Source organism: Salmonella sp. SAL04162 (assembly GCF_046551535.1).
GTDB classification, from domain to species: Bacteria; Pseudomonadota; Gammaproteobacteria; order Enterobacterales; family Enterobacteriaceae; genus Salmonella; species Salmonella enterica.
In genome coordinates, this window is the sequence record NZ_JBGDVX010000004.1 from 104586 (window position 1) to 130468 (window position 25883).

The window sequence follows — 25883 nt, forward strand, 5'->3', positions numbered from 1 at the left end:
ATTCCTCATAGCCCTGCTTTCAAACTTGCTTCGATAAATTGATCCAGACTACCGTCCAGTACCGCCTGTGTATTGCGGGTTTCCACCCCAGTACGCAGGTCTTTAATGCGGGAATCGTCCAGGACATAGGAACGAATCTGGCTTCCCCAGCCGATATCGGACTTAGTGTCTTCCATCGCCTGTTTTTCAGCGTTCTTTTTCTGCATCTCCAGTTCATAAAGCTTCGCTTTCATCTGCTTCATGGCCTGGTCTTTGTTTTTGTGCTGCGAACGGTCGTTCTGGCACTGCGTCACGATTCCGGTGGGAATATGGGTGATACGCACGGCGGATTCCGTACGGTTAACGTGCTGACCGCCTGCGCCAGACGCGCGATAGACGTCGATACGCAGATCCGCCGGGTTAATGTCGATATCGATATCGTCGTCCACTTCCGGGTACACAAACGCGGAGCTAAACGAGGTATGACGGCGACCGCCGGAGTCGAACGGGCTTTTACGCACCAGACGATGTACGCCGGTTTCAGTGCGCAGCCAGCCATAGGCATATTCGCCGGAGATTTTGATAGTCGCGGACTTAATGCCGGCGACTTCCCCTTCCGACTCTTCAATGACTTCCGTCTTGAAGCCGCGCGCTTCCGCCCAACGCAGATACATACGCAGCAACATGCTGGCCCAGTCCTGCGCTTCAGTACCACCAGAACCGGCCTGAATATCGAGATAGCAATCGGCGCTATCGTACTCGCCGGAGAACATCCGACGGAATTCCAACTGCGCCAGTTTCTCTTCCAGCGTATTCAGTTCCGCGACGGCTTCGTTAAACGTCTCTTCGTCGTCAGCTTCTACCGCCAGTTCCAGCAGCCCGGAAACGTCGTCCAGCCCCTGAGTCATTTGATCAAGCGTATCGACGATCGCTTCGAGCGATGAACGCTCTTTTCCCAGCGCCTGCGCGCGCTCAGGTTCGTTCCAGACATCCGGCTGTTCCAGCTCGGCGTTTACTTCTTCCAGACGCTCTTTCTTAGCATCGTAGTCAAAGATACCCCCTAAGAACGTTGGTGCGTTCCGTGAGGTCCTGAATGCGGTTATTCACCGGGTTAATTTCAAACATGGTCTGATTTCTTTTATTTGACTTGTCAAAATGCGGTTATAAGGGCGAAATATTAGCGGATTTCGCCCCTTAATTACAGCGAAAGTGTTGTTAAATCGCCCCGATCATAGCGGCCAAATATCATCGATAATAATCTGTAAACTACGGTTGCCGCGAAACTCGTTAATGTCCAGTTTATAAGCCAGTTCTACCTCCCGCACGCCGTTATCCGGCCAACAGGTCGTATCAATATTAAATGCGATGCCATCCAACAGCGGGCCGCCGCCGACGGGCTCCACCATCACCTTGAGGTGGCGCTCGCCCACCAGACGCTGCTGTAGCAGACGGAAACGACCATCGAATAACGGCTCCGGGAACATTTGCCCCCACGGTCCGGCATCCCGCAACAGTTGCGCCACTTCCATAGACATCTCCGCCGCGCTTAATGGACCATCGGAGATCACCTCGCCTTGCAACAGGGCAGGATCGAGCCATTCCGTTACCAGCTCGCCAAAACGTTGCTGAAACTGCTCGAATTTATGCTCTTCCAGCGACAATCCCGCCGCCATCGCATGACCGCCGAACTTGATCATCAGATCAGGGTAAAGCGTATCCAGCCTTTCCAGCGCATCGCGCATATGCAACCCCTGAATCGAACGGCCTGAGCCTTTTAGCGTGCCGTCGCCCGCAGGCGCAAAGGCGATCACCGGGCGGTGAAAACGCTCTTTAATGCGCGACGCCAGAATTCCGACCACGCCCTGATGCCATTCAGGATGATACATCGCCAGACCGCCCGGAAGCGTTTCACTACTGCGCTCAAGCTTTTCGCACAGGATAAGCGCTTCCGCCTGCATCCCCTGCTCTATTTCTTTGCGCGTCTGGTTAAGCGCATCCAGCTCGCTGGCCAGAACACGCGCTTCGCCGAGGTTGTCGCACAACAGTAACGCCACGCCAACGGACATATCATCCAGCCTGCCGGCGGCATTCAGGCGAGGCCCCAACGCGAAGCCTAAATCACTGGCGGCAAGCTGCTGCGGATCGCGATTCGATATCTCCAGCAACGCTTTAATTCCCGGACGGCATTTCCCGGCACGAATACGACTTAGCCCTTGCCAGGTCAGAATACGGTTGTTAGCGTCCAGCGGCACAACGTCTGCTACCGTTCCCAACGCCACTAAATCCAACAGCTCCGCCAGATTCGGCGGCGCGATGTTGCGCTCGTCGAACCATCCTTTGTCGCGCAAAAATGTTCGCAACGCCAGCATCAGGTAAAACGCCACGCCGACGCCCGCCAGCGACTTAGACGGGAATTCGCAGTCGCGCAGATTGGGATTAATAATCGCTTCGGCATCCGGCAACGTGTCGCCAGGCAGGTGGTGATCGGTCACGATCACCGGAATCCCCAACGTCTTTGCATGCGCTACGCCAGCGTGGGATGAAATGCCGTTGTCTACGGTGACGATAAGCTGCGCGCCGCGCGCCTTCGCCTGATCGACCACTTCCGGGCTTAAACCGTAGCCGTCCTCAAAGCGATTAGGCACCAGATAACTGATGTTGTCACATCCCAACGCACGCATTCCCAATACGCTTAGCGCAGTACTGGTCGCGCCGTCGGCGTCAAAATCGCCAACAACAATAATGCGGATACCTTCGCGAAAGGCGTTGTAGAGGATCTCCACCGCGTTATCTATGCCGCTAAGCTGTTGCCAGGGCAGCATTCCTTTCACGCTGCGCTCCAGTTCGCGGGCGCTACGAACGCCCCGGCTGGCATATAAACGTCGTAGTAATGGAGGAAGATCGGCGGGGAGTTCCGCCGTCTCATCAGCCTCGCGCCGACGAAGTTGTCTCTGTTGTTTCACGCGTATTATTTACCACTGGTCTGTTTTTGATGCTCATCAAGAAACGCTTTCATCTCTTTCGGTCCCTGATAGCCAGGCACCACATAGCCGTTACTCAATACAATGGCTGGCGTACCGCTAACGCCCAACTGCACGCCCAACGCATAATGATCAGCAATGTTCACGTCACAGCTTGCCGGTTTCACGCCCTTACCTGCCATGGCGTCATCAAACGCTTTGTTTTTGTCTTTGGCGCACCAGATAGATTTCATATCCTGCTCCGCCTGGCTTTCCAGCCCCTGGCGCGGGAAGGCCAGATAACGTACCGTGATCCCCAGCGCGTTATAATCTTTCATCTCTTCATGTAGCTTATGACAATAGCCGCAGGTGATATCGGTAAAAACAGTAATGACATGTTTCTCATCCGGCGCTTTATAGACGATCATCTCTTTTTCCAGCGCATTTAGCTGGCTCATCAGCAGTTTGTTCGTCACGTTTACCGGATGCGCGCCGCTCACGTCATACATCGGCCCTTGAATAATATGTTTGCCGTCGTCAGTGACGTACAGTACGCCGCTGTGAGTGAGGACGGTTTTCATTCCTGCCACTGGAGAGGCCTGAATTTCCGTACTCTGAACGCCCAGCTTAGCCAGCGACTGACGGATAGCCGCATCATCCGCATGGGCCACGCCTGAAAACGCCGCCGCCAGTAAAGTGAACATCATAAAACGCTTTTTCATAAACTATCCTTTCCTGTCAGCACTCATGCCCGCGGATGGTGCTGTTGATGAAGTTGACGCAAACGCTCCGTTGCGACATGCGTATAAATTTGTGTCGTCGAAAGATCGCTATGCCCAAGTAGCATTTGTACAACGCGCAAGTCGGCGCCGTGATTCAGCAAATGCGTGGCGAAAGCGTGACGTAAAACATGCGGCGATAGTTTTTCGCTATCGATTCCAGCCAGTACCGCATAATGTTTAATACGGTGCCAGAAGGTCTGCCGCGTCATCTGTTGCGCACGCTGGCTGGGGAATAATACGTCAATCGATACGCCATTGAGTAACCAGGGACGCCCATGCTCCAGATACGTTTCCAGCCAATATACCGCCTCTTCACCTAACGGCACCAACCGCTCTTTATTGCCTTTACCGATAACCCGCACCACGCCCTGCCGCAGACTGATATCGCTCATTGTCAGCCCCACCAGTTCCGACACGCGCAAACCGGTGGCATACAGCACTTCCAACATAGCTTTATCGCGCAACTCCAAAGGTTGATCAATAAGCGGCGCCTGCAAGAGCCGCTCAACCTGCGCCTCGCTAAGATCTTTCGGTAAACGCTGCGGAAGCTTAGGCGAGGCCAACTGCGCGCTCGGATCATCCTCACGATACTTTTCACGGTACAGATGCTGGAAAAAGCGCCGCATAGCGCTTAACAGGCGTGCGGAACTAGTCGCTTTGTATCCGCCCTCCACCCGTTCAGCCAGCAGCGTTTGTAAATCATCAGCCTGCGCCGTCGCAAGCGTTTTTCCGCGATGATGCAACCACGCAACGACCATCGATAAATCGCGACGATACGCGCTTAATGTATTTTCCGCCAGATTTCGTTCCAGCCACAGGGCATCCAGAAACTGCTCAATACGCGCTAAATCCTGTTCCATTCGCGCTCCCTACTTCACGCTTACTTTTGGTGCATTATGCCTCATTGTGCCGTGAATGCAGTGATTCTGTTACACTACCCGCAACGCTATAGCAGAATCGAGATGTAACGTAATGAACATGGGTCTTTTTTACGGTTCCAGCACGTGCTACACCGAGATGGCCGCAGAGAAAATTCGCGATATCCTCGGCCCGGAGCTGGTGACATTACATAACCTCAAGGATGACGCCCCCGCCTTAATGGAGCAGTACGACGTGCTCATTTTAGGCATCCCCACCTGGGATTTTGGTGAAATTCAGGAGGACTGGGAAGCCGTCTGGGAGCAACTGGACGATCTCAATCTGGAAGGCAAAATCGTTGCGCTTTACGGTATGGGCGACCAGCTCGGCTACGGCGAGTGGTTCCTGGATGCGCTGGGGATGTTGCATGACAAACTTGCCCTCAAAGGCGTTAAATTTGTCGGCTACTGGCCCACAGAAGGCTACGAATTTACCAGCAATAAACCGGTCATTGCGGATGGGCAACTGTTTGTCGGCCTGGCGCTGGATGAAACGAACCAGTACGATCTCAGCGATGAGCGTATACAGACCTGGTGTGAACAAATTCTCGGCGAAATGGCCGAACACTACGCCTGAAGCCTTACTCGCTGTATTTCCCTCTTGACGGAACCGCGTTTGCGCCGTTCCGTCAGTGTTGGCCTGATATCGGCTGCTGTAACAGTATCCGACGCAACTCACGCCATTCCGCTTCTTCCATGCTATCCGCCGCCAGCCATAAATGCTGATGACGTCCAGACTCTGCGCGTAAACGCAACACCATCCCGCTCTTCAGTAACCAGGGCGGACGCAAGAGCGTCCAGTCCTGCCCCTGCCAGCGTAAGCGCCCGTCCATGAGTAACTTGATCTCTCCCTGGCAGGTATTAATCCTGCGCTGGCTACGTACACAGTCAAACACGACCAGCGACAGTAGCATCATCCATAACGGGGTATAACTCAGCGGCCAGGGCATCAATAAAATCACCGCGGCAACCAGCCCATGAATGAGCAATGAGATCCACTGAGCGCGCCATGAGACGCGTAAATCAGATTGCCACAGGACCACGTTCCCGATTCCGTGTCTGAATGAGTCGGACCATCTGTTCCAGTTCAGCGTCAGCCGGTTTACCGTGATTCATCAACCAGTTAAATAAATCCGGGTCATCACTCTGCAACAAACGGACAAAAATACGCTTTTCTTCATCACTTAAACTATCGTACTCATGTTCAAAAAACGGCATGATGGAAATATCAAGTTCGCGCATACCGCGACGACATGCCCAGTGAATACGTGCTTTATTGTGAATATCCATGTTCTTCCTGCCTCGCGAAAATGAAGTACCGGGCTATTGTAACGTGTTTTTGGCGTTGTTTTACGGGAATCTCAGTAATCTGGAACGCGATCGCGAAATAAAAGGCTGGGAATCAATACGTTCATCCGTTTTGGATACCGCCTCGCAAAACGATCAATCCGCTCTCAATGGGCTATTTAAAGCACTTGCAATGACCGATGGCTCTTTTACCATTAACCATTATTGTTGCAGCTAACCAGGACATTATTTATGGCTTTTATCTCCTTTCCGCCACGTCATCCTTCATCGTCAGCCCGCCTGCCGCTGACGCTGATCGCGCTTGACGACTGGGCGCTGTCGTCCATCACCGGCGTGGACAGTGAAAAGTATATTCAGGGCCAGGTCACCGCTGACGTAAGCCAGATGACTGAACAGCAACACCTTCTCGCCGCCCACTGCGATGCTAAAGGTAAGATGTGGAGCACTCTGCGCCTGTTCCGTGAGCGCGACGGTTTCGCCTGGATTGAACGCCGTAGCGTGCGTGAAGCGCAATTAACGGAGCTGAAAAAGTACGCCGTATTTTCCAAAGTGGTCATCGCGCCAGATGACGAACGCGTATTGCTTGGCGTGGCAGGTTTTCAGGCCCGCGCGGCGCTGGCTAATGTCTTTAGCGAACTGCCCAATAGTGAAAATCAGGTGGTCAGAGACGGCGCCTCCACGCTGCTATGGTTTGAACATCCTGCGGAACGATTCCTGCTTGTCACTGATGTCGCGACGGCCAACATGTTAACGGAGAAGTTGCATGGCGAAGCCGAACTGAATAACAGTCAACAGTGGCTGGCATTGGATATTGAAGCAGGCATTCCGGTGATTGACGCGGCGAACAGCGGTCAGTTTATCCCCCAGGCGACTAACCTACAGGCGCTGGGCGGCATCAGCTTCAAGAAAGGCTGCTACACCGGGCAAGAGATGGTCGCACGGGCAAAATTCCGCGGCGCCAATAAACGCGCGCTTTGGTTGCTGGCGGGCAAAGCCAGCCGGGTACCGGAAGCAGGAGAAGATCTGGAGCTACAGATGGGCGAGAACTGGCGTCGTACCGGCGCTATTCTGGCGGCGGCACAGTTGGACGATGGTCAGTTACTGGTTCAGGCCGTCATGAATAACGATTTAGAAGCCGAAAGCGTCTTCCGCGTTCGCGACGATGCCAACACCCTGCATATCGTCCCGCTGCCCTACTCGCTGGAAGAGTGATATCACGTTAAAAGCCGGATAGCCTGATAGCGCAACGCCATCAGGCTCGCACGTGCTATTCTCGTAGGCCGGATAAGGTGCGACAGCGCCGCCATCCGGCACGGGCATCCGGGAACTACGCCTGTCCCACATACAAATAGATGGCCAGGAAGTGGCACACGCTGCCGCCCAGCACAAAGCCATGCCAGATGGCGTGGTTATAAGGTATGCGTTTGCAAACATAGAAAATTACGCCCAGCGAGTAAACGACGCCACCTACCGCCAGCAGCGTCACGCCGCCTATCGCCAGCTTAATCGCCAACTGATAAACCACTATCAACGACAGCCAGCCCATTGCCAGATACGTAACCAGTGAAAGCACTTTAAATCGGTGCGCAATCGTCAACTTGAAGAGGATACCGAATAGCGCCAGGCTCCAGATCACAATCATTAGTCCGCGCGCCAGCGGCGAATCCAGACCTACCAGCAGAAATGGCGTATAGGTTCCGGCAATGAGCAGATAGATAGCGCAGTGATCAAATTTCTTTAACCAGATTTTTGCCCGCTGATGAGGAATGGCATGATAAAGCGTTGAGGCAAGAAAAAGCAGGATCATGCTCCCGCCATATAAACTGTAGCTGGCAATAGCCGTCATACCCGCATTCGCCTCTACCGCCTGAACCAACAACAGCACCAGGCCGACAATACCAAATACCAATCCAATGCCGTGGCTAATACTGTTGGCGATTTCCTCAGCCAGCGAATATCCCTGCGTCATTAATGGTTTTTGCACCATAACTTACTCCGGAGAAACGTTCATAACGATGAACTGCGCCTCTAGCGTAACTGAGAATGGTTCCAGTGAACACATGTTAGCTAAAATAAATTCGCAAAATTAAATTTTCTTTCTTATTCAATAATTTAATCACAGAAACTCAACTAACACGCGTTCATATTTATCAAAGGCATTTAAAATCAATCACATAAAATTGCGTCTGGTTGGGATAGATTTCAGCAATGACCCGTTTCAGCTCATCAAGCGACATATTTTCCTGTTGCGCATGTTTTTCGTTCAGCGTATCCAGCGTCACAGTTGACGTTCCTGTCACTTCGATTGTGCAAAAATAGCCATCATCTTCGAACCGCCCCACGCGTAGCATATCGCCTGCTTTAAAGTGGGACTCGGAGGCATCACGAATGGTGATGGTTTTACGCCCTGCCAGAATGTCATTCTGGAAACGTTGAAAGAAAGTAATGTCGTTTGGCTGCATGTGGTTATCCCCTGAATATGAACTCTTGAAGTGGATGTTACGATCTGAATGTGTTCCTGCCCCGACACGCGAGCCCCCTGGAATTTTGCGTACGCTTTACATGTCATTTGGTGCAGAATGAATGATAACAGACTAAATAAATTGAGATTATGCAACAATGAGAAAACTCACCTTGCCAAAAGATTTTTTATGGGGCGGCGCGGTTGCTGCACACCAGGTTGAAGGCGGCTGGAATAAAGGCGGTAAAGGCCCCAGCATCTGCGACGTGCTAACCGGCGGCGCACACGGCGTGCCACGCGAAATCACCCAGAATGTCGTTGCTGGCAAATACTATCCGAACCACGAGGCGGTGGATTTTTACGGACATTACAAAGAAGACATCCGTCTTTTCGCCGAAATGGGGTTCAAATGCTTCCGTACCTCTATTGCCTGGACGCGTATCTTCCCGAATGGCGACGAATCCCAGCCAAACGAGGCCGGTCTGAAATTCTACGACGACATGTTTGATGAATTGCTCAAATACAACATCGAACCGGTCATCACCCTTTCCCACTTTGAAATGCCGTTACATCTGGTCCAGCACTACGGCGGCTGGACCAATCGTAAAGTGGTTGATTTCTTTGTCCGCTTTGCTGAAGTCGTGTTTGAACGCTACAAACATAAGGTCAAATACTGGATGACCTTCAACGAAATTAACAACCAGCGAAACTGGCGCGCGCCGCTGTTTGGCTACTGCTGTTCCGGCGTAGTGTATACCGAGCATGAGAATCCAGAAGAAACCATGTATCAGGTCTTACATCATCAGTTTGTCGCCAGCGCCCTGGCGGTAAAAGCGGCACGTCGTATTAATCCACAGATGAAAGTTGGCTGTATGCTGGCGATGGTCGCGCTGTATCCTTTCTCCTGTAAACCAGAAGATGTGATGTTTGCTCAGGAGTCGATGCGTGAACGCTACGTCTTTACCGATGTACAGCTGCGCGGCTACTACCCGTCCTATGTGTTGAACGAGTGGGAGCGCCGCGGATTTAACATCAAAATGGAAGATGGCGATCTTGAAGTGCTGCGCGAAGGCACCTGCGATTATCTTGGTTTCAGTTATTACATGACCAACGCGGTCAAAGCCGAAGGCGGTAGCGGCGATGCTATTTCCGGTTTTGAAGGCAGCGTACCGAACCCCTATGTTAAAGCCTCTGACTGGGGCTGGCAGATTGACCCGGTGGGCCTGCGTTATTCATTGTGTGAACTGTACGAACGCTATCAAAAGCCGCTGTTTATTGTCGAAAACGGTTTTGGTGCTTACGACAAAGTAGAAGAAGATGGCAGCATCAACGACGACTATCGCATTGACTACCTGCGCGCCCATATTGAAGAGATGAAAAAAGCGGTGACTTACGATGGTGTCGACCTGATGGGCTACACGCCGTGGGGCTGCATCGACTGCGTCTCGTTCACCACCGGGCAGTACAGCAAGCGCTACGGCTTCATCTACGTGAACAAGCACGATGACGGTACGGGCGATATGTCGCGTTCGCGTAAGAAAAGCTTCAACTGGTACAAAGAGGTGATTGCCAGCAACGGCGAGAAGCTTTAACTCCTGCACGTTACCCGCCAGTCGGCGGGTAACACTTTGAACGAGTCTTACCAGGTCTTACCTATTTTAAATTCCCAGCGTACATCTTCCATTTTGGTTGGCGACTTCGCTTCCTGCATTACCGGGAAGAAGGCTCCGGCACCAAACCATAATTTCAGTGAATCGACGGCAATATTAAATGACGGACCAACAACCCATTCGGTAGTTCCAGAATGGTTATTAATTACGCTGCCATTAGACAGCTTTTTCGTTCCAGAGGCATTATTGCTGTAGGCACTTTCCAGACCAAGATCCAGCGGTAAATCGCTAAACATATACCGCACCTGGGTATTCCACTGGAATTCGTTACCTCGTTTCACGTCCTGGTTACCGCGTTCAAATGGTCCCTGATATACAAAACCCATATCCCCTTTAATGTTAGGAGTAAATAATTTTGTTAAAGTGAGTGTTACTCTTCCTCCCCAGGCGCTATTCCCAGGCAAATGATTATCTCCATCTTGCCCGGTGGGTAGTAATAATGCCCCACCTACCGTAACCCAAAACGGATCACCTCTTCGCTGGCCCATTAAAGCATAATTGACCCCCACCGATTGGTCGCCCATTCCCTCTATGTGCTCAGGAGACAGATTGTCTCGTTTGTTATTGATATACGACCCCACAGTTGATAATTCCAGTCTGTCGGTCAAACCGTAACGAATCTTCAATAACCATATCTGGGAGTAAACATCCGGACTTCCGTGCCCCTCGATTTGATGATCTTTATCGCGAAATGAGCTATTCACGGCGGTTAATAACTTTCCTTCTGGTAATACTGAACCACCAGAAATAGCGGTATTAACTGGTGCACCTAATAGATTACTGGGATTATTTTCTCCGTTAGCTGCCATTGCATTCATTAATAGAAAATATGTCATTAATGGCAGAAATATAAATCGTTTCATTATTCCCTCCAGGTATAAAAAACAAAGCACTAAGTTAATAAATATTTACGTTATTTATGGTTATTTTTAATTTATAATTTAAATTAATAACTTGATGAATTTAATATACGGAAATTCTTGCAACTATATTGAGAGGTAAATAACGATTCCGGAGAGAAACTATTTGTAACCACATGTAAATATACTGTGTTGTTTTGATTAAATAACAGCAAGGTAAAAATGATGCACAATGAATCATTAGACTCTAAAAAACCGGTAATTTAATTCTGGCTAATACACTGATACAAACGCCAGGTTGCCTGACAGGAGCCAACAATTTACTGTAATATATTGAATTAGTAACACTTTGTAGCCTGAATAAGGCACTCACACTGCATCCGACATAAACAAAGCGCACTTTATTAACAAGCTGAAAAGGCGCCGAAGCGCCTTTAGAAGACAGTCGAATCAGTAAATTACTGGTAGTCACTAATCGGTACGCAGGAGCAGAACAGGTTACGGTCGCCATAAACATCATCCAGACGTTTCACCGTCGGCCAGTATTTGTCTGCCACGCCTGCCGGGAATACGGCAACTTCACGGCTGTACGGATGCGCCCACTCGGCGACCAGTTCGCTCTGAATGTGCGGCGCGTTCACCAGCGGGTTATCTTCCAGCGGCCAGACACCGGCTTTCACCTGGTCAATCTCTGCGCGAATAGCCAGCATCGCATCGATAAAGCGATCCAGCTCGGCCTTACCTTCAGATTCCGTCGGTTCAACCATCAGCGTGCCCGCCACCGGGAACGACATGGTTGGCGCATGGAAACCGTAGTCGATCAGACGCTTGGCAATATCCAGCTCGCTGATGCCGGTTTCTTCTTTCAATGGGCGAATATCAAGAATACATTCGTGCGCCACACGGCCATCGCGACCGGTATACAGTACCGGGTACGCGTCTTTCAGACGGCTGGCAATGTAGTTAGCGTTAAGAATCGCGACCTGGCTTGCCTGCTTCAGGCCTTCTGCGCCCATCATGCGGATGTACATCCAACTAATCGGCAGAATGGAGGCGCTGCCGAACGGCGCCGCAGACACCGCGCCCTGACGGGTTAACATGCCTTCAATTTGCACCACGCTATGACCCGGTACGAACGGTGCCAGATGCGCTTTCACGCCGATCGGTCCCATGCCTGGGCCGCCGCCGCCGTGCGGAATGCAGAAAGTTTTATGCAGGTTAAGATGCGAAACGTCCGCGCCAATAAAGCCCGGTGAGGTAATGCCGACCTGGGCGTTCATGTTCGCGCCGTCAAGGTAAACCTGACCGCCGAACTGGTGCACAACTTCACACACTTCACGGATCGTTTCTTCATAGACGCCGTGGGTGGAAGGATAAGTCACCATGATGCAAGAAAGGTTCGCAGCATGTTGTTCTGCTTTGGCCCGCAGATCGTCCAGGTCGATGTTGCCGTTCTTATCACAGGCGACTACCACCACCTGCATTCCTGCCATATGTGCAGAAGCAGGGTTAGTGCCGTGAGCAGAGGCCGGAATCAGGCAGATATCGCGATGCCCTTCGTTGCGGCTTTCGTGATAGTGACGAATCGCCAGCAGCCCCGCGTATTCCCCCTGTGCGCCGGAGTTAGGCTGCATACAGACGGCGTCGTACCCGGTGAGTTTCACCAGCCAGTCAGAAAGCTGGCTAATCATCTGATGATATCCTTCGGCCTGTTCCGGCGGGCAGAACGGGTGCAGTTCAGCGAATTCCGGCCAGGTGATAGGAATCATCTCGGCGGCGGCGTTCAGCTTCATGGTGCAGGAACCCAGCGGGATCATCGCCTGATTCAGCGCCAGATCTTTACGCTCCAGCGAGTGCATGTAGCGCATCATCTCGGTTTCGCTGTGGTAACGGTTAAATACCGGATGCGTCAGAATCGCATCGTCACGCAGCATACTTTGCTGAATGGAACGGCTATCAAGCGCCACGTCTTTATCCAGTGTTTCAATGTTCAGACCGTGGCTGGCGCCCAGCAAAACATTGAACAACTGCGCCACATTCTCACGGGTGGTGGTTTCATCGAGCGTAATACCAACCGCGTTATGAATATCGCTGCGCAGATTGATCTCCGCCGCTTCCGCACGCGCCAGTACCGCAGCTTTATCAGCCACTTCCACACACAGCGTGTCAAAGTAATGCGCATGACGCAGCTTTAAGCCTTTCTGCTGCAGACCTGCCGCCAGAATATCGGTCAGGCGGTGGATACGATTAGCGATGCGCTTCAGACCGACCGGACCATGATAAACGGCATACAGACTGGCGATGTTAGCCAGCAGTACCTGCGAGGTACAAATATTGGAGTTCGCTTTCTCACGACGGATATGCTGCTCGCGAGTCTGCATCGCCATGCGCAGTGCGGTATTGCCCGCCGCATCTTTTGAGACGCCGATAATACGGCCTGGCATGGAGCGTTTAAATTCGTCTTTAGCGGCAAAGAACGCCGCGTGCGGGCCACCGTACCCCATCGGTACGCCGAAGCGTTGCGCAGAGCCGAAAACAATGTCCGCGCCCTGTTTGCCCGGAGCCGTCAGCAGCACCAGCGCCATAAAATCGGCGGCGACGCTGACCACAACTTTACGGGATTTCAGCTCAGTAATCAGTGCGCTGTAGTCGTGAATTTCACCTGTGGTGCCTACCTGTTGTAACAGCACGCCAAACACATCCTGGTGATCCAGTGCTTTCGCCGCGTCATCTACAATGACGTCAAAGCCAAAGGTTTCGGCACGCGTACGCACGACGTCCAGAGTTTGCGGATGGACATCAGAGGCGACAAAGAAACGGTTGGCATTTTTCAGTTTGCTGACGCGCTTTGCCATCGCCATCGCTTCAGCGGCGGCGGTCGCTTCATCCAGCAGCGAGGCGGAAGCCATGTCCAGCCCCGTCAGGTCCAGCGTCACCTGTTGGAAGTTGAGCAGCGCTTCCAGACGCCCCTGAGAGACTTCCGGCTGATAAGGAGTGTAGGCGGTATACCAGCCTGGATTTTCCAGCATGTTGCGCAGGATAACCGGCGGTAGCTGCACGGCTGTGTAGCCCATGCCAATGTAGGACGTGAAGCGCTTGTTACGCCCGGCGATGGCTTTTAATTCCGCCAGTGCGGCATATTCGGTTGCCGCCTCGCCAACCTGCGGCGGAGTCGCGAGCTGAATGTCTTTCGGCACAATCTGACCTGTCAGCGCGTTTAACGACTCGGCGCCAACCGCATTCAGCATCTCTTGCTGCTGCGCGGCGTCCGGTCCGATGTGGCGTTCAATGAAAGCGCCGCGGTTTTCAAGCTGGCTTAACGTCTGTGTCATGGGCGATGGTTCCTGAAACGTGCAGTGAATCGTAGGTGTCTCTAACTCAATTGCCCGGTGGCGCTGACGCTTACCGGGCCTACGCGTGCGAAAACGAATACGCAAAATCATTCGCGTTGCAGTGAGTAGGCCGGATAAGCATTAGCGCCATCCGGCACAACATTATTCGTCTTCTAACAATGCCTCATACGCGGTGGCATCCAGCAGCGATTCAAGTTCGCTTTCATCGCTGGCTTTGATTTTAAAGATCCAGCCACCGGCATACGGTTCGCTGTTCACCAGCTCCGGGGAGTCGCTCAGCGCATCGTTTACCGCCACGATCTCGCCGCTTACCGGCGCATAAATGTCGGACGCCGCTTTTACGGACTCCGCCACGGCGCAGTCGTCGCCCGCGCTTACGGTCGCGCCGACTTCCGGCAGATCAACAAAAACCATATCGCCCAACAGCTCCTGAGCGTGTTCAGTAATGCCAACGGTGTAAGTGCCATCCGCTTCTTTACGCAGCCATTCGTGTTCTTTGCTGTATTTCAGTTCTGCGGGTACGTTGCTCATCAATTAATCTCCAAAAAAGGATGAATCACGCGACGGCTTTGCCGTTACGCACAAAAACAGGTTTAGTCACTTTTACCGGCATTTCACGGTTACGAATTTGTACAATCGCCGTCTCGCCGATGCCCGCCGGAACGCGCGCCAGCGCAATGCTGTAGCCCAACGTTGGGGAAAACGTCCCGCTGGTGATAATGCCTTCTTGCTGATTGCCCTGCGCATCGGTAAAACGCACCGGCAGTTCATTACGCAATACGCCTTTCTCGGTCATCACCAGACCGACAAGCTGCTCATGGCCTTTTTCACGCTGCATCTCCAGCGCCTCACGGCCAATAAAGTCGCGGTCAGCAGGTTCCCAGGCGATAGTCCATCCCATATTAGCCGCCAGCGGAGAGATACCTTCATCCATCTCCTGACCGTACAGGTTCATGCCTGCTTCCAGACGCAGCGTGTCGCGCGCGCCAAGACCGCACGGCTTCACGCCCGCCTCCACCAGCGCACGCCAGAAATCCGCCGCTTTTTCATTCGGCATGGCGATTTCATAGCCCGCTTCGCCGGTATAACCGGTGGTGGCGATAAACAAATCACCCGCCTGTACGCCGAAGAACGGCTTCATACCTTCTACTGCATGGCGCTGTTGGTCAGTAAACAGAGTCGCCGCTTTTTCCTGCGCATTCGGCCCCTGTACCGCAATCAGCGACAGGTCGTCACGAACGGTGATGTCGATGGCATAAGGTTCAGCATGTTGGGTAATCCAGGAGAGGTCTTTTTCGCGGGTGGCGGAGTTAACAACGAGACGGAAGAAATCTTCAGTGAAGTAGTAGACGATAAGGTCATCAATCACGCCGCCCGATGCGTTAAGCATACCGGAGTAGAGGGCTTTACCCGTCTTCGTTAGCTTCGCGACGTCGTTTGCCAGCAGATAACGTAGAAACTCTCGTGTACGGCTACCATGAAGATCGACAATGGTCATATGCGATACATCAAACATCCCGGCATCGGTGCGCACAGCGTGGTGTTCATCAAGCTGAGAGCCGTAATGCAGGGGCATCATCCAGCCATGAAAATCGACCATGCGGGCGCCGCATAGCGTGTGTTGTTCGTACAAAGGCGTCTGTTGGGCCATCTTTTCCTCGTTGAATTAGCGGGGGCTAACAACCATTTTCATGGGAAATCTTCGCCACGAAACCTGGCATCGACGCCCTTTTTCCTGCGCCGACGCAAACGTTCTCTTGCTCCTGAACTTACCACCGAACCAGGCGCTAAACCATAAGGCTGAATTTACCATCACATTAGCTTATGACTAAAAAACGCTAAAATCCCATCAGCACAAAAAACCACTATTACGCTAAATACTCGTCATAAAAAGGAAGCTGATACGATTTACCACAACATAAATTAATATTAAATGCGGAAAAAATGTCGAAAATCGCGTTCGCTAAAAATAGTGGCATTAGAAAATATAATGCGAAATAGGCGGTGAAATTAGATTATTTCAAACGAGGAAAGCCCCCCGGCGCGATAGCCGGGAAAGCAAAGTGTGACGGGTTTCAAACTCTTGCTGGCGTGCAGTCAGACGCTTAACGAAGCCATTGCGGAAGGTCGTTTAGCCCCATTGCCTGGCGAAGCAGTTGGGGTTTGACGCCGGGGAGCGTATCCGCCAGTTTCAGTCCGATGTCGCGCAGCAATTTTTTTGCCGGGTTTTCGCCGGCAAACAGGTCACGAAAACCTTGCATCCCGGCAAGCATCATCGCCGCGCTATGTTTACGGCTACGCTCATAACGACGAAGATAAAGATGTTGACCAATGTCTTTGCCCTGGCGCTGAAGCCGGCGCAGATCGTCCACCAGTTCGGCCGCGTCCATAAAGCCGAGGTTGACGCCTTGCCCTGCCAGCGGATGGATGGTGTGCGCGGCATCGCCGACTAACGCCAGACGATGCGCGGCAAACTGGCGAGCATAGCGGCCCGTCAGAGGAAAAACCTGCCGTTCGCTTTCCAGGCGGCATAAGCCCAGCCGATTATCGAAGGCGATAGTCAACGCCTGGTTAAACGCCTCGTCGCCGCTCTGTTGCATACGCTCCGCATCCTGCGGAGAAAGCGACCAGACAATGGAACACAGATGCGGATCGCTTAACGGCAAAAACGCCAGAATACCTTCACCATGAAACACCTGGCGAGCAACCGCGCCGTGCGGCTCTTCGGTGCGGATAGTCGCTACCAGCGCATGGTGACGGTAGTCCCAGAAAGTTAAGGGAATATCCGCTTTGTTACGCAGCCAGGAGTTGGCGCCATCCGCGGCAATCACCAGACGCGCGGTTAACATCGCGCCGTCTTTTAAAGTCAGGAAGGCGTCGTTCTCCCCCCAGGCGACCTGCTGTAACTCCGCTGGCGCCATTAAGGTGATATCCGCCGCTTGCTGCGCTTTTTGCCACAGTGCGTAGTGAATGACGCTGTTTTCAACAATATGCCCCAGATGGCTATATCCCATGCTTGCGTCATCAAACGTAATACGGCCAAAGCTGTCTTTATCCCAGACTTCCATACCGTGGTAGCAACTTGCCCGTCGCGCCACAATGTTTGACCATACGCCAAGACGGGTAAGCAGTTTTTCGCTGGCGGCATTAATCGCCGACACCCGAAGCTGAGGCGGCGCATCGTTCGCCAACGGCTGGGGGACAACGTGATCCAGTACCGCAACGCGCAAGCCGCTCCCCTGCAAGCCGCAGGCGACAGCCAGTCCCACCATGCCTCCGCCAACTATTGCTACATCAACACTTTGCACTATTTACTCCTGGAAACCGGAACAATCAAAACCGTAGGCCGGATAAGGCGAAGCCGCCATCCGGTATTTTTACGAACACGATGCCGGATGGCGGCGTAAATGCCTTATCCGGCCTACAGATCTGCTTAACGCGCAACCCAACCTAAGGTCCGCTGTGCCAGCGCATCGCGCGCAGGTGGTAATAATTCCATCGCCATTAAACCGATATTGCGCCCAATAACCAGCGGCGCCCAACGATTTGCAAATAGATGGACCAGACCGTTCGTTACGCCAATCGTCGTATCCCGGTCAACCTGACGACGCTGCTGATAGCGCGATAACACGTGCCAGGCGCCAATATCCTCGCCCGCGTCCTGTGCCGCGACCAGCGTTTCCGCCAGGCTCATGACATCGCGCAGACCGAGATTAAACCCTTGTCCGGCGATAGGATGCAACGTCTGCGCCGCATTGCCGACCACGACAGTCCGGTGAGTAAACACTTTTGCCGCCGTAGTAAGGGCAAGCGGATACGCGCTGCGCTTACCGGCCTGAGTAATTCGCCCCAGCCGCCAGCCGAACGCGGCCTGCAACGCATGACAGAACTGCGCGTCGGACCAGCTCAGCACCTCATCGCGCTGGTCGAGCGGGTGACACCAAACCAGCGAACATCGGCCATGCGACATCGGCAACATCGCCAGCGGGCCATTGGGAGTAAAACGTTCAAAGGCGCGTCCCTGGTGCGGGATAGCGGTCGCGACATTCGCTATCACCGCTAACTGTTCGTAAGGCTCCTGACGCCAGTCAACGCCGCAGGCTGACGCCAGCGCGGAGTGGGTACCGTTAGCCGCCACCAGCACGCTGCCAGCTATCACATTGCCATTTTCCAGTGTGACGTTAACCTGCTGTTGGGTACGCGACACGCTGGCTACGCGCTCCGGGCAGTGCAGCGTAACGCCTGGCGCTTTACGCAAGAGCGCAAACAGACGCAGCCCGATATCATGCAGCTCCGCAACGTGACCCAACGCTGCCAGACTGTAGTCCTGCGCGTCGAGAGTCACAAATCCGGCATGGCCGCGATCGCTGACGTGTACGGTGTTGATTGCCGTTGCGCAATCGGAAATCGCCTGCCAGACGCCAATTCGCGCCAGTTGCTGGCAAGTGCCCGCCGCCAGCGCAATCGCTCTGGCGTCAAAGCCGGGATGACCGTCGGCTTCAGGCGCTTTCGCTTCAATCAGGTGTACCGGCAACGTCCCATGACTGAACTGAGAGATGGCCAGCGCCAGCGTCGCGCCTGCCATGCCGCCGCCAACGATAATGACGCTCATTGCTGCCGCGCCGCCGCCATTAATGCCTCAATGTCATCCGCCTTCTTCACAACGCCAGCGGTCAGGTTTTCATTACCGGTTTCGGTAATGACAATGTCATCTTCAATTCGAACGCCAATGCCGCGATACGCTTCCGGCACGTCGGCATCCGGCGCGATATAGAGGCCTGGCTCTACGGTCAGCACCATGCCCGGCTCCAGGATGCGGGAGCGATCCGGCCCATAAACGCCGACATCATGAACATCCAGCCCCAGCCAGTGGCTCAAGCCATGCATAAAGAAAGGACGATGCGCATTTTCGGCAATCAGTTGATCAACCTCTCCTTGCAAAATCCCCAGCTTCACCAGCCCGGTTATCATGATGCGCACGACTTCGCCGGTCACCTCCTGAATAGAGGTGCCAGGACGGAACAGTCGCAGGCTGGTCTCCAGCGATTCCAGAACGATGTCATAAATTTCACGCTGAGCTGGCGTAAATTTCCCGTTCACCGGGAAAGTACGCGTGATGTCGCCCGCGTAACCTTTATATTCACAGCCCGCGTCGATAAGCACTAAATCGCCGTCGCGCATTTCACTTTCGTTTTCAGTGTAATGCAGGATACAGCCATTTTCGCCGCTGCCGACAATGGTGTTATAGGAGGGATAGCGCGCGCCGTGGCGGTTAAATTCGTGGTGAATTTCACCCTCCAGCTGATACTCAAACATCCCCGGACGACATTTTTCCATCGCGCGGATATGCGCCAGCGCGCTAATTTCCCCGGCGCGGCGCAGGGCAGCAATCTCTTCCGGCGATTTGAACAGGCGCATCTCATGGACAATCGGTCGCCAGTCAGTCATGGTGGCCGGCGCGGTCAGATTCTGGCGGGAGCCTTTACGCAGCTTCTCCAGCGCAGCCAGAACAATCTCGTCGGCATACGCATATTCGCCCTGCGCGTGGTACACCACATCCAGACCATTAAGCAACTGAAAGAGTTGCTGGTTGATTTCGCTAAACGCCAGCGCCCGGTCAACACCCAGTTTTTCCGGCGCGGCATCCTGTCCTAAACGGCGACCAAACCAGATTTCCGCCGTCAGGTCGCGAACGCGGTTGAACAAAACGCTGTGATTGTGGGTGTCATCACTCTTAATCAGTACCAGCACGGCTTCCGGTTCGTTAAAACCGGTGAAATACCAGAAGTCGCTACTCTGGCGATACGGATATTCACTGTCTGCGCTGCGCGTCGCCTCCGGCGCGGCAAAGATCAGCGCGGCGCTGCCGGGCTGCATTTGCGCCAGTAATGCCTGGCGACGGCGTTGGTATTCCTGCTGAGTCATGACATGGCCTCCATTTCGTTTTTGCTTAGTGTAGCGTCGGTTTACGCACTTCCGGCGCGGTCGGCTGTTGGCGCGTGAAAGTGTCATGACATAACAGCGCCGCAACACGGACATATTCGATGATCTCTTCGAGCGACATCTCCAGCTCTTCCTGATCTTCGCTCTCATCATAACCAAGCTGCGCAATATTACGCAGGTCGTCAATCGCTTCACCCGTTTCGCCGGTGACTTTATCAAGTTTAGGCTGCGTTACGCCGAGGCCAAGCAAAAAGTGGTTAACCCACCCGGCTAATGCATCTGCGCGATCGAATACGCTGACATCGTCGCCTTCAGGCAGATAAAGCTGAAAAAGAAAGCCGTCGTCTTCCAGCGCGTCGCTGGTCGCCGCGTGCATTTTGCGCAGCGCCTGAGCAAGCTCATGCCCGAAGGCCAGACCTTCGTTCGTCAGGTCGTGCAACAGCGGCTGCCATGAGCTGTCGTTGTTGCCGCCGCAAATCATCCCGCTGATTAAACCATGCATTTCAGCCGGGGTCAGACCGGCCCCTTGTTGATTCAAAAACCGGTTCATTTCGTTGTAACCAGGCATTTCGTTCTGTATAGACATAAGCATTCGTCATCAAAGGGAGGATATTCATGATATGCTACCACTTTGGACCCTGGTGAACCAGAAAAGGGCTTGTATCTTCACACCAGGGTAGCTATAGTGTCGCCCCTTCGCGGACCCTGGGTCTGGAGACGAAGGCAGCGCAGTCAATCAGCAGGAAGGTGGCATGTCTGCACAACCCGTCGATATCCAAATATTTGGCCGTTCACTGCGAGTGAATTGCCCGCCTGACCAAAGGGATGCGTTGAATCAGGCTGCGGACGATCTGAATCAGCGGTTGCAAGATCTGAAAGTTCGCACTAGAGTCACAAATACTGAGCAGTTGGTTTTCATTGCCGCATTGAATATCAGCTATGAGTTAACTCAGGAAAAAGCGAAGACCCGCGATTACGCGGCGAGCATGGAACAACGTATTCGGATGCTACAACAGACCATCGAACAGGCGTTGCTTGATCAAGGTCGCATAACCGAAAAAACGGGCCAAAACTTTGAATAACACTTTTCGCTTTACTATGGTAAAGTGATTGTGAAAACAGAATTTCTCTGAGATGTTTGCAAGCGGGCCAGTCCCCTGAGCCGATATTTCATACCACAAGAATGTGGCGCTCCGCGGTTGGTGAGCATGCTCGGTTCGTCCGAGAAGCCTTAAAACTGTGACGACACATTCACCTTGAACCAAGGGTTCAAGGGTTACAGCCTGCGGCGGCATCTCGGAGATTCCCCTTCTGACTGGCGACAGCCATGACGCAACTTCCCGAACTCTCTTTATCACGACAAGAAATCCGCCGAATGATTCGGCAACGTCGCCGTGCGCTAACGCCAGAGCAGCAACGCCGCTTTGGTCAACAGGCCGCCGCCCGAATGCTCAGCTTTCCTCCCGTCGTGATGGCGCACACTGTCGCCGTGTTTCTCTCCTTTGATGGCGAACTCGACACCCAGCCGCTGATAGAACAGCTATGGCAAGCGGGCAAGCGCGTCTACCTTCCGGTTCTTCATCCCTTCAGCCCTGGCAACCTCCTGTTCCTGCACTATCATCCGCAGAGTGCGCTGGTGACCAACCGCTTAAAGATCCGGGAGCCACGGCTTGATGTCCGCGACGTATTGCCGCTGGCAAAGCTGGATGTGCTGGTAACGCCGTTAGTCGCGTTTGACGAAGACGGGCAGCGCCTGGGGATGGGCGGCGGATTTTATGACCGTACGTTGCAAAACTGGCAGCAGCATAAGATCCTACCTGTGGGCTACGCGCATGATTGCCAGTTAGTAGAAAAGCTGCCGGTTGAAGAGTGGGATATCCCGCTGCCTGCGGTGGTAACGCCATCCAAAATTTGGGAGTGGTAGCCGTGTTTTGTCGATTGACAGCGTCGTTTTTTTGACCTAAATTTCTCGGTGAAGGGTGAGGGAGGCGAACCTCCCTCCTGCGTACTCTCTGTTAATATGCTGGCGTAGCGATGATTAACAGGATCAGCAGCATGATGACGTATCTCATCATCGTCCCTTTCCTTTTTAGAGCCCCTGCTTCGGTAGGGGCTTTCCCGTTTCAGCGCTATGCTGAGCCCTTATCGTAAATTCCTTTTATTGCTGTACAACACGCAACGCTGCCTTTAATTACCAATTGCGGCAAGGCTCGAAAACAGAATGTATGCGTTACACGAAGAGATGTTGAGGCAGGGAAAGAAAGGATGGGCAGGTCATCTCCTGCCCATTTAGAGGAAATTAGTACAGCAGACGGGCGCGAATGGTGCCCGGAATCGCCTTCATCGCCAGCAGCGCTTTCTCCGCCACATCGCCATCGGCTTCTATATCAATTACCACATACCCCATTCGGGCGGAGGTTTGCAGATACTGCGCGGCAATGTTAACGCCCTGCTCGGCAAAGATCTGGTTAAGCGCGGTCAATACGCCCGGGCGGTTTTCGTGGATGTGCATCAGGCGACGACCGCCGTGCAGCGGCAGCGACACTTCCGGGAAGTTCACGGCGGACAGCGTCGAGCCGTTATCCGAGTACTTAATCAGTTTTCCTGCGACTTCCAGACCGATGTTTTCTTGCGCCTCCTGCGTCGAGCCGCCGATATGCGGCGTCAGGATCACATTATCGAATTCGCACAGCGGAGAGGTAAACGGATCGCTATTAGTGGCCGGTTCCGTCGGGAAGACGTCGATAGCCGCCCCCGCCAGATGTTTCGTCGCCAGCGCGTCGCACAAAGCTGGGATATCCACCACCGTACCGCGCGCGGCGTTAATCAGCAGCGAACCCGGCTTCATCAGGGCTATCTCTTTTGCGCCCATCATGTTTTTGGTGGAGGCGTTTTCAGGTACGTGCAGACTGACCACATCGCTCATATTCAGCAATTCAGACAGGTGCTGCACCTGAGTTGCGTTACCGAGCGGCAGTTTATTTTCAATATCATAGAAATAGACATGCATCCCCAGCGATTCCGCCAGAATGCCCAACTGCGTTCCGATATGGCCGTAGCCGATAATGCCAAGCTTTTTACCGCGCGCTTCGAACGATCCCGCCGCCAGTTTATTCCATACGCCGCGGTGCGCTTTGGCGTTCGCTTCCGGCACGCCGCGCAGCAGCAGCAATAGCTCGCCAATCACCAGCTCCGCCACGGAACGGGTATTCGAGAATGGCGCGTTAAAGACCGGAATACCGCGTTTTGCCGCCGCATTTAAATCCACCTGGTTGGTGCCGATGCAAAAACAGCCAATCGCCACTAGCTTCTCTGCGGCGTTAATCACTTCTTCTGTCAGATGAGTACGGGATCGCAGACCGATGAAGTGAGCATCGCGGATGGACGCTTTCAACTGTTCAGCGTCCAGCGCGCCCTTGTGATATTCAATGTTGGTGTAACCTGCCGCACGAAGGCTTTCCAGCGCCTTTTGATGCACCCCTTCAACCAGCAGAAATTTAATTTTATCTTTCTCCAGCGATACCTTTGCCATTTCCCCGATCCTGTCTTTTTTTGCCATCTGATGTTGTGTGTGGATTTGCATCCGTCCTTCAACATATCAAAAAAAATTATCACGGCAATATGAACGTTTGCGCCAGCGTCGTGAAGGAATCGCATACAGCGGGAAATAGCAGATGAAAATACCGGGAATAACTTTTTCTTTGGAGGGATCGGCAGGGCAAACGATTAAACGTGATACATGTCACCAAATTTGCCCTGACCGAATTTTTTACGCGGCAGGAAATACGCCTGGCGGGATCATTTTACGATGGTTTTCACCCCGTCCGGCGTGCCGATCAGTGCGACATCGGCGCCACGGTTGGCGAACAACCCTACGGTCACGACGCCCGGAATCGCGTTAATGGCGTTTTCCAGCGCGATGGGATCAAGGATTTCCATACCATAAACATCCAGAATCACGTTGCCGTTATCCGTGACCACGTTCTGACGGTACTCCGGACGCCCGCCCAGCTTCACCAGTTGACGAGCGACCGCGCTGCGCGCCATCGGAATCACTTCGACCGGCAACGGGAATTTGCCAAGAATATCTACCTGCTTAGAGGCATCCGCAATGCAGATAAATTTCTCCGCCACGGAAGCAATAATTTTCTCACGGGTTAATGCCGCGCCGCCGCCTTTAATCATCTGCATATGACCGTTGATTTCGTCCGCGCCATCGACATAGATACCCAGGCTATCCACTTCGTTGAGATCAAACACATGAATACCGAGGCCTTTGAGTTTTTCAGTCGAGGCGTCCGAGCTGGAGACCGCGCCTTCAATCTGGCCTTTCATTGTGCCCAGCGCATCAATAAAGTGTGCGGCCGTTGAGCCTGTACCAACGCCCACAATGGTGCCGGGCTGTACATACTGAAGTGCCGCCCATCCTACCGCTTTTTTCAGTTCATCCTGCGTCATAGATCGTTTCGCCTGTGGTGTGAAAATACAGCCGCATTATAGAACATTGTCGGGAAAAATCTCCGTGTCCGTACACAGGCTACGGATTTCATCTGTACCGACGGCAAATTTATGTCATAGTGCGGAAAAAAATAACAGGAGCATGACACAACAATGAAACGTCCGGACTACAGAACACTACAGGCGCTGGATGCCGTTATACGTGAACGAGGATTCGAGCGCGCCGCCCAGAAGCTGTGCATCACGCAATCCGCCGTCTCACAGCGCATAAAACAGCTTGAGAATATGTTCGGACAACCGTTGTTGGTGCGTACCGTTCCTCCTCGCCCCACGGAGCAAGGGCAAAAATTACTGGCTCTGCTGCGTCAGGTTGAACTGCTGGAAGAAGAGTGGCTGGGCGATGAACAAACCGGCTCTACGCCGCTGCTGCTGTCGCTGGCGGTTAACGCCGACAGTCTGGCGACCTGGCTGCTTCCGGCGCTGGCGCCGGTGCTGGCGGACTCCCCTATCCGTCTCAATTTACAGGTGGAAGATGAAACGCGCACGCAAGAACGTCTGCGTCGCGGCGAGGTGGTGGGCGCGGTGAGTATTCAGCATCAGGCGCTGCCCAGTTGCCTGGTAGACAAACTGGGCGCGCTCGACTATCTGTTTGTCGCGTCAAAGCCGTTTGCCGAGCGCTATTTCCCCAATGGTGTTACCCGGTCGTCGCTGCTGAAAGCGCCCGCCGTCGCGTTCGACCATCTGGATGATATGCATCAGGCCTTTTTGCAACAGAATTTCGATCTACCACCCGGCAGCGTGCCGTGTCATATCGTTAATTCATCCGAAGCGTTTGTACAGCTTGCGCGTCAGGGCACGACCTGCTGCATGATCCCTCACCTGCAGATTGAGAAAGAGCTGGAAAGCGGCGAGTTGATCAACTTAACGCCTGGTTTGCTACAACGCCGGATGCTTTACTGGCACCGCTTTGCCCCGGAAAGCCGGATGATGCGCAAAGTGACCGACGCGCTACTGGAGTACGGGCACAAGGTGCTGCGTCAGGATTAGCCTCTCAATGAATGCCGGATGGCGGCGTGAACGTCTTATCCGGCCTGCATGACCCATTATTCCCCCGTCGCTTCTTTGAAATTCATCACAAAATCATTGCGTTCAGGCGGCAAAAAACGAGAACACCGGGAGAAAACGCGGCCTG

At 53.3% G+C, this 25883-nt stretch carries 24 protein-coding genes and 1 other RNA gene; 7 read left to right on the top strand and 18 right to left on the bottom strand.

All coding sequences use genetic code 11. The annotated features are described in order from the left end of the window. Positions 1 to 5 precede the first annotated feature (5 nt). The 4 genes from prfB to xerD all read right to left on the bottom strand — a co-directional run bounded on the left by prfB (position 6) and on the right by xerD (position 4581). A protein-coding gene (gene prfB, locus ACLJRH_RS09460; protein WP_010989230.1) for a peptide chain release factor 2 occupies positions 6 to 1104 on the bottom strand; the annotation gives its coding sequence in 2 pieces (ribosomal slippage) (positions 6 to 1028 and positions 1030 to 1104; 1098 coding nt in all). A 104-nt stretch (positions 1105 to 1208) separates the two neighbouring features. Further along, complete coding sequence (recJ, locus tag ACLJRH_RS09465; RefSeq protein ID WP_000813387.1) at positions 1209 to 2942, bottom strand: single-stranded-DNA-specific exonuclease RecJ; 1734 nt, start codon at positions 2940 to 2942, stop codon at positions 1209 to 1211. Positions 2943 to 2947: 5 nt separating this feature from the next. After that, the gene (gene dsbC, locus ACLJRH_RS09470; RefSeq protein ID WP_000745614.1) at positions 2948 to 3661 is read right to left on the bottom strand and encodes a bifunctional protein-disulfide isomerase/oxidoreductase DsbC; all 714 of its coding nucleotides are present in this window, start codon (positions 3659 to 3661) and stop codon (positions 2948 to 2950) included. 23 nt (positions 3662 to 3684) lie between these two features. Further along, a complete protein-coding gene (xerD, locus tag ACLJRH_RS09475; RefSeq protein ID WP_000434302.1) occupies positions 3685 to 4581 on the bottom strand; it encodes a site-specific tyrosine recombinase XerD in 897 nt (298 codons plus the stop codon). A gap of 112 nt (positions 4582 to 4693) precedes the next feature. On the opposite strand from xerD, the gene fldB reads away from it, so the two are divergent. After that, positions 4694 to 5215: a flavodoxin FldB gene (fldB, locus tag ACLJRH_RS09480; protein ID WP_001055885.1), complete on the top strand. Its 522-nt coding sequence runs from the start codon at positions 4694 to 4696 to the stop codon at positions 5213 to 5215. A gap of 52 nt (positions 5216 to 5267) precedes the next feature. Here the strand turns inward: fldB and ACLJRH_RS09485 are convergent, their stop codons facing one another. Both ACLJRH_RS09485 and sdhE read right to left on the bottom strand, forming a co-directional pair. Then, positions 5268 to 5681 carry a protein YgfX gene (locus tag ACLJRH_RS09485; protein WP_001727955.1) on the bottom strand — a complete coding sequence of 138 codons (414 nt, stop codon included), beginning with the start codon at positions 5679 to 5681 and terminating at the stop codon, positions 5268 to 5270. After that, the gene (gene sdhE, locus ACLJRH_RS09490) at positions 5662 to 5928 is read right to left on the bottom strand and encodes an FAD assembly factor SdhE (RefSeq protein WP_000351186.1); all 267 of its coding nucleotides are present in this window, start codon (positions 5926 to 5928) and stop codon (positions 5662 to 5664) included. The genes ACLJRH_RS09485 and sdhE overlap by 20 nt, the downstream gene beginning before the upstream one ends. 249 nt (positions 5929 to 6177) lie before the next feature. Here sdhE and ygfZ point away from each other — a divergent pair, with 249 nt between their 5' ends. After that, a complete protein-coding gene (gene ygfZ, locus ACLJRH_RS09495; protein ID WP_000874169.1) occupies positions 6178 to 7158 on the top strand; it encodes a tRNA-modifying protein YgfZ in 981 nt (326 codons plus the stop codon). A 115-nt stretch (positions 7159 to 7273) separates the two neighbouring features. On the opposite strand, the gene trhA is transcribed toward ygfZ, so the two are convergent. Next, positions 7274 to 7933, bottom strand: coding sequence for a PAQR family membrane homeostasis protein TrhA (gene trhA, locus ACLJRH_RS09500; RefSeq protein ID WP_000250289.1), 660 nt, complete (start codon positions 7931 to 7933; stop codon positions 7274 to 7276). A 163-nt stretch (positions 7934 to 8096) separates the two neighbouring features. After that, a complete protein-coding gene (yqfB, locus tag ACLJRH_RS09505) occupies positions 8097 to 8408 on the bottom strand; it encodes a N(4)-acetylcytidine aminohydrolase (RefSeq protein WP_001182972.1) in 312 nt (103 codons plus the stop codon). A 157-nt stretch (positions 8409 to 8565) separates the two neighbouring features. On the opposite strand from yqfB, the gene bglA reads away from it, so the two are divergent. Further along, complete coding sequence (gene bglA, locus ACLJRH_RS09510; protein ID WP_023136672.1) at positions 8566 to 9999, top strand: 6-phospho-beta-glucosidase BglA; 1434 nt, start codon at positions 8566 to 8568, stop codon at positions 9997 to 9999. 47 nt (positions 10000 to 10046) lie between these two features. Here bglA and ACLJRH_RS09515 read toward each other — a convergent pair whose 3' ends face one another. The 8 genes from ACLJRH_RS09515 to ACLJRH_RS09550 all read right to left on the bottom strand — a co-directional run bounded on the left by ACLJRH_RS09515 (position 10047) and on the right by ACLJRH_RS09550 (position 20819). Beyond that, positions 10047 to 10940: a transporter gene (locus ACLJRH_RS09515; RefSeq protein ID WP_023136673.1), complete on the bottom strand. Its 894-nt coding sequence runs from the start codon at positions 10938 to 10940 to the stop codon at positions 10047 to 10049. Positions 10941 to 11395: 455 nt separating this feature from the next. Then, a complete protein-coding gene (gcvP, locus tag ACLJRH_RS09520; protein WP_023136674.1) occupies positions 11396 to 14269 on the bottom strand; it encodes an aminomethyl-transferring glycine dehydrogenase in 2874 nt (957 codons plus the stop codon). Positions 14270 to 14431: 162 nt separating this feature from the next. Then, positions 14432 to 14821 carry a glycine cleavage system protein GcvH gene (gene gcvH, locus ACLJRH_RS09525; RefSeq protein WP_001295377.1) on the bottom strand — a complete coding sequence of 130 codons (390 nt, stop codon included), beginning with the start codon at positions 14819 to 14821 and terminating at the stop codon, positions 14432 to 14434. Between the two features lie 25 nt (positions 14822 to 14846). Then, a complete protein-coding gene (gene gcvT / locus ACLJRH_RS09530; RefSeq protein WP_000068738.1) occupies positions 14847 to 15941 on the bottom strand; it encodes a glycine cleavage system aminomethyltransferase GcvT in 1095 nt (364 codons plus the stop codon). A gap of 454 nt (positions 15942 to 16395) precedes the next feature. Next, positions 16396 to 17598 (bottom strand): FAD-dependent 2-octaprenylphenol hydroxylase, encoded by a 1203-nt coding sequence (gene ubiI / locus ACLJRH_RS09535; RefSeq protein WP_001192144.1) that lies wholly within the window; start codon positions 17596 to 17598, stop codon positions 16396 to 16398. A 125-nt stretch (positions 17599 to 17723) separates the two neighbouring features. After that, a complete protein-coding gene (gene ubiH, locus ACLJRH_RS09540; RefSeq protein ID WP_001635505.1) occupies positions 17724 to 18902 on the bottom strand; it encodes a 2-octaprenyl-6-methoxyphenyl hydroxylase in 1179 nt (392 codons plus the stop codon). Next, positions 18899 to 20215: a Xaa-Pro aminopeptidase gene (gene pepP / locus ACLJRH_RS09545; RefSeq protein WP_023136675.1), complete on the bottom strand. Its 1317-nt coding sequence runs from the start codon at positions 20213 to 20215 to the stop codon at positions 18899 to 18901. The genes ubiH and pepP overlap by 4 nt, the downstream gene beginning before the upstream one ends. A gap of 25 nt (positions 20216 to 20240) precedes the next feature. Continuing rightward, positions 20241 to 20819, bottom strand: a complete 579-nt coding sequence (locus tag ACLJRH_RS09550) for a YecA family protein (RefSeq protein WP_000027236.1) — start codon at positions 20817 to 20819, stop codon at positions 20241 to 20243. A 166-nt stretch (positions 20820 to 20985) separates the two neighbouring features. Here ACLJRH_RS09550 and zapA point away from each other — a divergent pair, with 166 nt between their 5' ends. From zapA to ACLJRH_RS09565, 3 genes are all read left to right on the top strand, one after another. Continuing rightward, positions 20986 to 21315, top strand: a complete 330-nt coding sequence (gene zapA, locus ACLJRH_RS09555; protein ID WP_001276011.1) for a cell division protein ZapA — start codon at positions 20986 to 20988, stop codon at positions 21313 to 21315. Between the two features lie 41 nt (positions 21316 to 21356). Next, a non-coding RNA gene (gene ssrS, locus ACLJRH_RS09560) (6S RNA) lies at positions 21357 to 21540 on the top strand. A gap of 20 nt (positions 21541 to 21560) precedes the next feature. Further along, the gene (locus tag ACLJRH_RS09565) at positions 21561 to 22157 is read left to right on the top strand and encodes a 5-formyltetrahydrofolate cyclo-ligase (RefSeq protein ID WP_031603972.1); all 597 of its coding nucleotides are present in this window, start codon (positions 21561 to 21563) and stop codon (positions 22155 to 22157) included. 375 nt (positions 22158 to 22532) lie between these two features. Here the strand turns inward: ACLJRH_RS09565 and serA are convergent, their stop codons facing one another. Then, on the bottom strand, positions 22533 to 23765 hold the full coding sequence (gene serA / locus ACLJRH_RS09570; RefSeq protein WP_001151627.1) for a phosphoglycerate dehydrogenase: 1233 nt from the start codon (positions 23763 to 23765) through the stop codon (positions 22533 to 22535). Between the two features lie 266 nt (positions 23766 to 24031). Further along, on the bottom strand, positions 24032 to 24691 hold the full coding sequence (gene rpiA, locus ACLJRH_RS09575; RefSeq protein WP_000189741.1) for a ribose-5-phosphate isomerase RpiA: 660 nt from the start codon (positions 24689 to 24691) through the stop codon (positions 24032 to 24034). Between the two features lie 153 nt (positions 24692 to 24844). On the opposite strand from rpiA, the gene argP reads away from it, so the two are divergent. Then, entirely contained in the window at positions 24845 to 25738 is an 894-nt protein-coding gene (gene argP, locus ACLJRH_RS09580; RefSeq protein WP_000828345.1) for a DNA-binding transcriptional regulator ArgP, read from the top strand. Positions 25739 to 25883 lie beyond the last annotated feature (145 nt).